Origin of the sequence: Acinetobacter sp. YH12043 (genome assembly GCF_013419915.1) — a bacterium.
GTDB lineage: Bacteria > Pseudomonadota > Gammaproteobacteria > Pseudomonadales > Moraxellaceae > Acinetobacter.
On record NZ_VOZD01000020.1, the window covers coordinates 34423 to 45255 of the forward strand.

The 10833-nt window shown below is 43.9% G+C and carries 10 protein-coding genes; 4 read left to right on the plus strand and 6 right to left on the minus strand.

What is annotated here, in order from left to right:
* Positions 1 to 3: 3 nt before the first annotated feature.
* The 6 genes from cysG to rplU all read right to left on the minus strand — a co-directional run bounded on the left by cysG (position 4) and on the right by rplU (position 5272).
* Entirely contained in the window at positions 4 to 1377 is a 1374-nt protein-coding gene (gene cysG / locus FTU01_RS10725; RefSeq protein ID WP_166137861.1) for a siroheme synthase CysG, read from the minus strand.
* 73 nt (positions 1378 to 1450) lie between these two features.
* Positions 1451 to 2722, minus strand: a complete 1272-nt coding sequence (serS, locus tag FTU01_RS10730; RefSeq protein WP_180139070.1) for a serine--tRNA ligase — start codon at positions 2720 to 2722, stop codon at positions 1451 to 1453.
* A gap of 100 nt (positions 2723 to 2822) precedes the next feature.
* Positions 2823 to 3581, minus strand: coding sequence for a DUF3298 domain-containing protein (locus tag FTU01_RS10735; RefSeq protein WP_180104383.1), 759 nt, complete (start codon positions 3579 to 3581; stop codon positions 2823 to 2825).
* A gap of 165 nt (positions 3582 to 3746) precedes the next feature.
* The gene (lolA, locus tag FTU01_RS10740) at positions 3747 to 4439 is read right to left on the minus strand and encodes an outer membrane lipoprotein chaperone LolA (RefSeq protein ID WP_004784895.1); all 693 of its coding nucleotides are present in this window, start codon (positions 4437 to 4439) and stop codon (positions 3747 to 3749) included.
* Between the two features lie 247 nt (positions 4440 to 4686).
* The gene (gene rpmA, locus FTU01_RS10745) at positions 4687 to 4941 is read right to left on the minus strand and encodes a 50S ribosomal protein L27 (RefSeq protein ID WP_004784896.1); all 255 of its coding nucleotides are present in this window, start codon (positions 4939 to 4941) and stop codon (positions 4687 to 4689) included.
* Between the two features lie 19 nt (positions 4942 to 4960).
* The gene (rplU, locus tag FTU01_RS10750) at positions 4961 to 5272 is read right to left on the minus strand and encodes a 50S ribosomal protein L21 (protein ID WP_004784898.1); all 312 of its coding nucleotides are present in this window, start codon (positions 5270 to 5272) and stop codon (positions 4961 to 4963) included.
* Positions 5273 to 5716: 444 nt separating this feature from the next.
* Here rplU and sdsA point away from each other — a divergent pair, with 444 nt between their 5' ends.
* The 4 genes from sdsA (at position 5717) to FTU01_RS10770 (ending at position 10821) form a co-directional block, all read left to right on the plus strand.
* Positions 5717 to 6694, plus strand: coding sequence for an All-trans-nonaprenyl-diphosphate synthase (sdsA, locus tag FTU01_RS10755; protein ID WP_004784900.1), 978 nt, complete (start codon positions 5717 to 5719; stop codon positions 6692 to 6694).
* Between the two features lie 15 nt (positions 6695 to 6709).
* Positions 6710 to 8752: a site-specific recombinase gene (locus FTU01_RS10760; protein ID WP_159123405.1), complete on the plus strand. Its 2043-nt coding sequence runs from the start codon at positions 6710 to 6712 to the stop codon at positions 8750 to 8752.
* A gap of 159 nt (positions 8753 to 8911) precedes the next feature.
* A complete protein-coding gene (locus tag FTU01_RS10765) occupies positions 8912 to 9514 on the plus strand; it encodes a phosphatase PAP2 family protein (protein ID WP_180139072.1) in 603 nt (200 codons plus the stop codon).
* A 35-nt stretch (positions 9515 to 9549) separates the two neighbouring features.
* A complete protein-coding gene (locus FTU01_RS10770; RefSeq protein WP_180139075.1) occupies positions 9550 to 10821 on the plus strand; it encodes an efflux RND transporter periplasmic adaptor subunit in 1272 nt (423 codons plus the stop codon).
* Positions 10822 to 10833: the final 12 nt, after the last annotated feature.

The window sequence follows — 10833 nt, forward strand, 5'->3', positions numbered from 1 at the left end:
CGTTTAGGACCACTTCAATTTTTCACGTAAACGCACCACTTCACCAATAATGGTCAAGGTTGGTGCCTGAATATGGTGCTCATTCACTTTCGATGCAATATCTTGGAGCGTTCCCACCACGACTTTTTGCTCTGGTGTGGTGCCTTTTGAGACTAGGGCTACTGGCATATCTGGACGCTGACCATGCTCAATCAATTGGGCACAGATTTTTTCCAGTCCAACCAGTCCCATATACAGTACTAAGGTCTGGTTTTCATAGACCAGTTCATTCCAAGGCAGCTCTGGTGAACCTTCTTTTAAATGACCTGTCAGGAAGCGCACGCTTTGCGCATAATCACGATGAGTGAGCGGAATACCAGCATAAGCTGAACAGCCTGAAGCTGCAGTAATGCCAGGCACGACCTGAAAGGCCACGCCAGCAGCAAACAGCTCTTCAATCTCTTCACCGCCACGACCAAAGATAAACGGATCACCGCCTTTTAGACGACAAACGCGCTTGCCTTCGCTGGCATATTTCACCAGTAAGGCATTAATTCCTTCTTGTGGCACTGCATGATTAGACCGCGCCTTACCGACATAGATCTTCTCTGCATCACGGCGACAGAGATCCATGATTGGTGCAGAGACCAAACGGTCATAGATCACCACATCGGCTTGTTGCATCAAACGTAAGGCTTTTAGCGTCAATAACTCTGGATCACCCGGTCCAGCACCGACCAGATAAACCTCACCTTTTGGCTTTTGCCATTCATTTAAAGCTTGTTCAATCAGACGGTCAGCTTCAGCCAGATTGTCATTAAATACCTGTTCTTTCAAAGGACTGGCATATAAATCTTCCCAGAAGATACGGCGTTCATCGGGATTAGTGATCTTGGCTTTAACTGCACTACGCCACTTACCAGAGAACTCAGCCAGTTTACCCATACCATGCGGAATGGTAGCTTCAAGCTGAGTACGGATCTGACGGGACAATACCGGTGAAGTACCGTTACTCGCGACTGAAATAATCAGTGGTGAGCGGTCGATAATCGCTGGTACCATGAAACGGCAATGTGGTGGATCATCAACACTGTTGACCAGCACATTTTCAGCTTCACAGTCTTCAAACACCTGACGGTTGACTCGAGCATCATTGGTCGCTGCAATCACCAGACGGTAGGAACGTAGAGGAATTTCAGAATTGAAAGGTGCCTGAACATATTGACCGGCGGTCGCTTGAACAATCTCAAGCAGACTCGCTTCGATCTCAGGGGCAACCACCGAAATGACTGCCCCTGCTTTCTGTAGCAATACCGCTTTACGGTATGCAATATGTCCACCACCGACAATCAGACAAGGTTGCTGTTGCAACTTTAACGAGATTGGAAAGATATCCACAAAATGCCTCAAAAAGTTTTAAATCTGACTGTCTAAGCAATTTTCATGCACATTTTAGTGCATACACCGATATTTAGTCGATGTAAGTTGCGCCACCCATATACGGACGCAGTACTTCAGGGATCTCAATTGAACCATCAGCACGTTGATAGTTTTCCATCACTGCCAGTAAAGTACGACCTACAGCCAGACCTGAACCATTCAGCGTATGTACGAATTCAGTTTTTTTCTGGTCAGCACGGTAACGCGCTTTCATACGGCGTGCCTGGAAATCCCACATATTTGAGCAAGATGAAATCTCACGATACGTATTTTGACTTGGCACCCAGACTTCAAGGTCATAAGTTTTGCATGCACCAAAGCCCATATCACCGCCACACAGAATGATTTTACGGTATGGCAGACCTAATGCCTGCAAAATACCTTCTGCATGACCAGTCAACTCTTCCAGTGCCTGCATAGAGTCTTCAGGTTTCACGATCTGAACCATCTCAACTTTGTCGAACTGGTGCTGACGGATCAGACCACGGGTATCACGGCCATAAGAACCGGCTTCACTACGGAAACATGGAGTATGTGCTGCATATTTCAGTGGCAGACGGTCGGCATCGATGATTTCATCACGCACGAAGTTAGTTACAGGTACTTCAGCCGTTGGAATTAAATAAAATTCTTTCTCGCCTTGCAACTTGAACAGGTCTTCTTCAAATTTCGGTAACTGACCAGTACCGCGTAGAGAGTCTGCATTCACCAAATAAGGAACATAGGCTTCGGTATAGCCATTTTTAGTGGTATGCGTATCCAGCATGAACTGAGTGATGGCACGTTGTAGACGCGCTAAAGGACCTTTCAGAACACTAAAACGTGAACCGGTCAGTTTGGTCGCAGTTTCAAATTCCAGACCGCCCATCATTTCGCCCAGGTCAGTATGGTCTTTGATTTCAAAATCAAATTCGCGTGGTGTACCCCATTTCAGGACTTCCACGTTGTCATTTTCATCTTTACCTTCAGGTACAGATTCATCTGGAAGGTTTGGAATAGACAGTGATTTTTCTTCTAGTTCAGCTTGCAGTTCAGCCAGAGCAGCTTCAGCAGCCTTAATTTCATCACCAATCGCAGACATGCGTGCCATAATTTCAGAAACATCGCCACCTGCTTTTTTGATCTGACCCACTTGCTTGGCACCGGCATTACGCTCAGCTTGCAAGGATTCAGTTTTGGATTGAATCTCTTTACGTCGAGCTTCTAATGATGCCCACTCCTCAACATTCAGTTGAACACCACGTTTTGCCAAGGCTAAATTTACAGCCTCAATATTATTTCTAAGTAATTTCGGGTCGATCATAGCCAATCTTTGGATAAGAAAAAAACTGGCTATAGTGTAAGCTCTTAACGTCAAAAAATACAGTGACTGACCTACCGGCTGGAGTTTATTAGCGCAATATTTAAAGGCTTGTTTGAGGCAGAAGCGATAAATATTCAGGCCGGATGATCTCGCTTAATGCTGTATAAGGTACTTTTAATTCTGCCATGTCACTGATTGGCTTACTCAACTCACCTGCCGGATAAACCAGTACCAAGCCCTGACCGTCAAAATAATAATTGTCGCTCAATGCTAATTTCTGCTGGGTGATTTGATAGCGATCTAGCCAGTCTTTATTTGCTTGATATAGAGCCTGTTTCAGTTTTTCATCTGTATTACCGCGCACAACCTGATGAAGAGCTAGACGTTTCTTCTGTTTTATATCTAGATTGACATATTCACTATGAGATTGTGACTGGGCACGTTCAGGCTGATGAGTAGTTTTGAAGATAAAAGTAGCTAGATGAGCATGCTGATTCAGGTAACTCACCTGAATGGAACGCTGATCAATAAATTTCGGCTCATCCTTTGCTTTAATTTTATTACTGGTCACTTTGCTAAAAGCGACCGGCTCAGTACGCTGGATCCGCTCCATAAAATACTGATCAATCCAGCTTATATTGGTATCTACAGTCTGCAAATCAAAACGCACACAACCTTCGATTTCACACACGACCTGATTAGCATCTTTAACCGGAATTGTTTTGGACTGAATTTGCCCCGTGTCTTCTGATTGCGCGGATGTAGTGACTGAAGAGGTTTGAGGCTGACAGGCAAATAACCCCAGATTCAAACATAAGATACAACCGATCCAGCCTATTTTATATAAAGTGATTTTCATCCTGAGCTCCTAAAATTTTGCAATTTCATTGACTCAACTTTTGTTTATTCTAAAACACTCGAACTTCTAGATATACGCCAACCTTGTAATGACTCCAAATCCATCCCGATCAGGAACAAAAAAAGCAACCCGGAGGTTGCTTTTTTATTTAGGGTGTATTGATGCTTACTGATCAATAATGTCTGTGCCCTTTGGCGGAGTAAAGTTAAACGTAGATGCCGGAATCGTGGTATTCAGTTTTACATTACTAAATTTAATATTCGTAGTCTGACCTAAGGAATCTTGCAAAATCATCAAGCTAGGCGCTTTGTTCGCACCAAAACTAATAGTCAGGCTTTCAAACACCCCATCGGTATTTTTCGGATAAAGCGTGTAATAGGTTTTAGCTTTATTCGGCTGAGTTACGCGATAAGATTGCATAATCTGGCTGGTATTGCCGGACAATAATAATGCCGGTGTATTTGCCACTTGATCGTCTAGACTCTGACGCACTGCTTGCTGCAAGTCTGGATCATAGATCCATACGGTTTTACCTGTAGTAGCAATGGTCTGTTTAGATGGGCTAGAAGTTTCCCAGTAGAATTTACCCGGACGGGCCACTTTCATCACACCTTTAAAGGTCTGGTTCATGTGCTGCGCGGTCAAGCCTTTTTTCTGGGTCGCTTTCGGATTCGTGACTTTAGTCGTTTGTTCAAAATTTGCAGTTAAGCTACGGATATTGCTGAGCTGTTTCACCAGGTTTGCAGTAGCTTGCTGCTCCGTCGCTGCAGTTGCGGCAAATACAGTCGTGCTCATGACAGGTGCCAGTGTCGCCGTACCGATTGTTATGGCACATACAGTTTTACGAAGCATACTCATAATCTCACCTTTTTGTATTTGCATATTGCTATTTATCTAATGGCTCATATTAAACCAATTTCTCGAACTAAGATGATAGAAAATAAGAAGTTTTGTATTGTTATTAATGCAGAATTCCTGCTTTTATTCATCATGATGAAGATTCAATAGTGATATTTACATTCGCTGTCACAGCTTTATAAGCCGATAAATCTTCATGCATAAAAAAACCCACAGAAACTGTGGGTCTTTTTTCTATTTCAGCAAATTATGCTTCAACAGATACGTAGCGACGGCCAAATTGACCTTTCACTTCGAATTTTACTACGCCATCAGCAGTAGCAAATAATGTATGGTCACGGCCCATACCTACGTTTTGACCAGCGTGGAATTCAGTACCACGTTGACGAACGATGATGTTACCTGCAGTTACAGTTTGGCCACCGTAAACTTTAACACCTAACATCTTAGGATTCGAATCACGACCGTTCTTAGTCGAACCACCGGCTTTTTTAGTTGCCATGTCTATTTACTCCTAGTAATTAGCCTGAGATACCAGTAATTTTCAACTCAGTGAACCATTGACGGTGACCTTGTTGTTTACGGTAGTGCTTACGACGACGCATTTTGATGATGCGGATTTTGTCGTGACGACCATGGCTAACTACTTCTGCAGTTACTTTAGCGCCAGCTACAACTGGAGCACCGATTTGAATGCTATCACCGTTTACAAGCATAAGTACGTCATCAAACGTAATTGTTGAACCAGTTTCAGCTTTCAATAATTCAACTTTAAGGGTTTCACCCTCAACTACACGGTGCTGTTTACCACCGCTTTGGATTACTGCGTACATAATGTACTCCAAACATGCCCGTGTCGACGTGCCGATAAAGGAATATATCGATCTTAAAACGCGCGCCACTGGGGGTTATACAAGGGCAAAGATTTTAAGGGATATTATAAGAAACAACAAGCCATTTTAAGGAAATAATCATGAACTCTATTACAAAGCCTATAAATCATTAAATTATTCATTCAAAATCAAATATTAATGCCGGATATAATGACCAAAAAACGCTGCTTAATTCCGAGTTTTCCGACTGCCTGAGAATGTTTAGAAAAAAACTTTAGCGGAAAGATATTGTTCATTTTTTAAATGTCAAAATTTAGGCTAAACTCAAAGAAGTGCTATAAAAAGCTGATTTTTAGTGGAGTTTGTGCTTTTCTTAGCTTTCACTCATGTTATAAATTGTTAAACTACCCGCTGCGATTTACCAAACTAGAGGTTTTCTTTCACATGGCCATCGACTTTAAGCAAGATATTCTCGCTCCTGTTGCTAACGACTTTGCTGCGATGGACACATTCATTAACGAAGGAATTACCTCAAAAGTAGCGCTGGTGATGGCGGTCAGCAAGCATGTGGTTGAAGCTGGCGGCAAGCGTATGCGCCCCATCATGTGCCTGTTGGCAGCAAAAGCCTGTGGCGCAGTGGAACTGGAACAACATCGCAAACTGGCCGCCATTATCGAAATGTTGCATACGGCAACTCTAGTTCATGATGATGTTGTGGATGAGTCAGGCTTACGCCGTGGCCGTCCAACTGCCAATGCGACCTGGAACAATCAGACAGCTGTGCTAGTGGGTGATTTCCTAATTTCGCGTGCCTTTGATTTGTTGGTCGACCTTAACAATATGACCCTGCTCAAAGACTTCTCTACGGGTACCTGCGAAATTGCCGAAGGCGAAGTTCTGCAACTGCAATCGCAACATCAGCCAGAAACCTCAGAAGAAACCTATTTGAGCATTATTCATGGCAAGACTTCTCGCCTGTTTGAACTGGCGACCGAAGGTGCCGCTATTCTTTCCGACAAGACTGAGTTCCGTGAACCGTTACGTAAATTCGCCGGTCACTTCGGTAATGCTTTCCAGATTATTGATGACATTCTGGACTATACATCTGATGCTGAAACCCTAGGTAAAAACATCGGTGATGACCTGATGGAAGGCAAACCGACCCTGCCATTGATTGCTGCCATGAAGAATACTACAGGTGAATCACATGAAATTATCCGTCGCAGTATTGCAACGGGCGGAACAGATCATTTGGCAGAAGTCATCAAGATCGTAAATGATTCTGGCGCCTTGGATTATTGTCGCCAGCGTGCAACTGAAGAAACAGAAATTGCAATTCAAGCCTTGAATGCACTACCCGATTCAGAGTATCGTCAGGCCCTCGTTAATCTGGCCAAACTGGCTCTTCACCGGATTCAATAGCCGCTTACCTCGCCTATGCATATTAATTTTCTTGATATTTTTCAAAGCATGCAGCACCAGCTTGAACAACCACAGGCGGTGCTGGATGAGAATTTGCTCATCCAACTTGTAGAACGTATACGCCCAGAAGACAGCAGAAATACAGAAGAAATCGAAACAAAATTTAATGCATTTATCCGGGCCTTACTGCTCACTCCCAATGCAGTCTTAACCTTACAAAGTTTCACTTTAAGAGTTATCAATCGTTATAAACAAGCCAGCCTGTTTTCCGATACTGGGATTCTTTCTCTAGATGGTTTTTGGAACCAGCTGAATCAGCGGATCGGGGCACATATCCTGCCGGTGATTCCAGATCATCTACAACTTCAGGAATTGTTCCGCAAAATTTTCTATTTGCGTACCGATAAATACTGGCTGGATTATTTTGATGAAGCAGACTGGCAGCGACTTTTTGCTGTTGTAAATCAGGGTCATTCTAATCAGGTAGAAAAAACCCGAATCAAAGATCAGATCATTAAAGCACTAACGATTCTGTCCTACCGGGTGAGTGGGATCGGTCTGCATCCTGAATTTATTAATGCTCAGCCTGAGCTCATGGAATATGAATCACCTTTTCTGGTGCAAAATCGTGAGATCATTGAATTTATCCAGGAATATAAAAAACGCTATAACACGGTAGAACTGGTGGATGCGATTACGCCGCCAGATGCTTCCCAAGCTCTGGTCATGCTGGAGCAGTGTCACGATGTTGTCGCCAAAATTCGCCGCTCTACCAAACGGATTGGGGTCAGTGTCAGCCTGACCTATATGCTGGCCTTACTGGAACAGTGTCTGGAACGGATTGAAATCCTGCTGAATATGGTGCTGGATGATGATGACCTGCGTTATCAATCCATTGGCCTGTTTATCGCCGATATTACCGAAGCAATTTATAGTGAACGCAGTGTGCGTGCCTTACTGACTACCAATAGTGAACTCCTGGCTTTACAGGTGACTGAAAATGCCAGTAAAACCGGTGAACATTATGTAAGTACCGACAAGCAAGGCTTTCTGGCCATGTACAAATCGGCAGCCGGTGCCGGTGTCATCATTGCCTTTATGGCTTCGCTGAAAGTCTTAATGGCGCGTGTCACGATGGCACCTTTAATGCAGGCCTTTAGCTATAGCATGAACTATTCGCTCGGTTTTATGCTCATTCATGTGCTGCACTTCACCGTTGCAACCAAACAGCCGGCGATGACTGCAGCTGCACTCGCTTCTACCGTACAACAGCGTAAGGGTTCGAAAACCGCCCAGATTGCTGAACTGGCTGCACTGATTGTGAATATCATTCGGACCCAGTTTGTCGCAATTCTTGGGAATATTTCCATCGCAATTCCGGTTGCAGCACTGATTGCCCTGATGTGGGAATTTGCCCTACATGAGCCATTAATGACACATGCCAAAGCAGCCAAAACCTTATATGACCTGAATCCATTTACTTCTTTGGCGATTCCTCATGCAGCAGTGGCTGGAGTATGTTTGTTCCTGTCAGGCCTATTAGCCGGTTATTTCGATAATATGGCAGTGTATCGGAAGGTTGGTCCTCGTCTGAGAGCTCATGTGCGCCTGTCGCAACTGATGGGACAAGAACGTCTGCATCGATTTGCCGATTATATTGAGCGTAATCTAGGTGCACTGGCGGGTAATTTCATTTTTGGGGTTATGCTGGGCAGTATGGGTACTATTGGTTTCATTCTCGGTTTGCCTTTAGATATTCGTCATATTGCCTTTGCGTCTGCCAACTTTATCCAAGGACTGATCAATATTAATGGTCCAGATATTGGACTCATCATTATCTCTTTCTTGGGTGTTCTGCTGATTGGCCTGACTAACCTTTTTGTAAGTTTTAGCCTGACCATTATTGTGGCATTACGCGCACGACGGGTGCGTTTCGAACAATGGAAACCGCTCGCTAAACTGGTCATGACCCACTTTCTTACTCGCCCAAGTGAGTTTTTCTGGCCGCCGAAGCAAACCATTGAAATTGACGAAAATCATACATCCACAAAACTGTAAAATTGCGAGAATATTTGGGCATTTAGGTACAAAATCCCATAAATAAAAAATGGAATTTGCATAAAATACGCACTCTTGAAAAAAAGTGTACTGGCAAGTACACTTTAGCGCAGACAGTTAACCGGTTGAATAACGGTTAAAAGGACAAGGATTTTTGGCATGCATTACTTGTTACTTATTGTCGGAATTTTATTTTTAATTTTCAGTGTGTTATTTCTTGATATTGCAACTTTAAGCCAGTTAGATGTGCTTGCAATAGAATGGATTAGCGGCTATCGCACAGAATTTTTAAATCAAATTAATCAGTCCTTATCAGTGATAGGTGGCATGCCATTTGTATTATTTTTATCCACACTATGGTGTATTTTTCTACTGTGGTATAAAAAGTATGCAAGCGTAATTTTTATATGTATCGGAATTATCGGAGGAATTCTCCTAGGCTGGCTTTTAAAATTCAGTATTGCCCGATCTCGACCAGCAGAGTCTTTTCATCTGGTTGAAAGCTATGGAAGCTCCTTCCCGAGTGCCCATAGTGTCTATGCAGCCTGTCTCGGCTGTCTGGCAATATTCATATATCGGCAACATCCCCGACATACCATCATCTGGATGGGTACAGGTGCATGGATGCTGATTATGGGTATTTCAAGAGTTTACTTAGGCGTACATTTTCCTTCAGATGTCATATCCGGCTGGAGTATAAGTTTTATTTGGATTTCGTTGTGGTATATGGTCTGGATCAGATATTGCACGGCTCACAAATAAAAAAATTTAGATAAGAATCCAATTGAGGTGGAACAATGATGTCTGCAAAGCTTTGGGCACCCGCCCTGACTGCTTGCGCATTAGCAACAAGTCTTGCACTTGTTGGTTGTAGCAAAGATCCTAAAGAGGGCCAGCAAGCTGGTGCTCAGCAGCAAATGCCACCGACTGAAGTCGGTATTCTTGTTGCACAGCCACAAAGTGTCGAGCAGTCTGTAGAGCTCTCAGGTCGTACAACAGCATTTGAGATTTCTGAAGTACGTCCACAGGCTAGTGGTGTGGTGCTTAAACGCTTATTCACTGAGGGTAGCTATGTCCGTGAAGGTCAGGCGCTTTATGAAATCGATTCAAGCACTAACCGTACTACTGTCGATAATGCTCGTGCAGCGATTGCCCGTGCTGAAGCGAATTTAGGTGTATTGCGTGTTAAAGAAGGCCGTTACCGTCAACTGGTCGGTACCAATGCCATTTCTAAACAGGAATACGATGACATCGCAGCACAGGTCAAACTGGCTGAAGCTGATTTGAATGCCAACCGTGCAACTTTACGTAATGCTGAAATCAATCTGGGCTATTCAACCGTACGTGCCCCGATTTCTGGTCAAACCAACCGTTCTTCGATTACGGCGGGTGCGTTAGTAACTGCAAATCAGACAGAACCACTGGTTACGATTCAGCGTCTAGATCCAATCTATGTAGATATCAACCAATCCAGTGCTGAATTGCTGCGCCTGCGTCAACAGCTAAGTAAAGGCAACCTCAACAGCTCAAACAACACCAAAGTGAAGTTAAAGCTTGAAGATGGCAGCATCTACCCTGTCGAAGGCCGCCTTGCATTCTCGGATGCCAGCGTGAACCCTGAAACAGGTACTGTGACTTTACGTGCAGTATTCCCGAACAAAAACCATTTACTTCTGCCAGGTATGTTTGCCACAGCGCAAATCGTACAAGGCGAAATTCCAAATGCCTTCCTGATTCCACAAGCAGCGTTAACCCGTACGCCTACGGGTCAGGCTATGGCGATGCTGGTAGGTGCTGACAATAAAGTGACTCCACGTCCAGTAACGACAGTCGGGACTCAAGGCAGCAACTGGATCGTAACCGAAGGTTTGAATCCGGGTGATAAAGTGATTGTTGATGGTATTGCCAAGGTAAAACCTGAACAGCAAGTGGTGCCTAAACCTTATCAACCTCAAGCAGCTGCCCCACAAGGTGCTGCTCAACCAGCTGCACAACAACCTGCAGCAGATGTAAGAAAGGCAGATGATGCAAAGAAACAACCTGAACAAAAACCTGCTGCAAATGCATAAGGAGTAATGGTT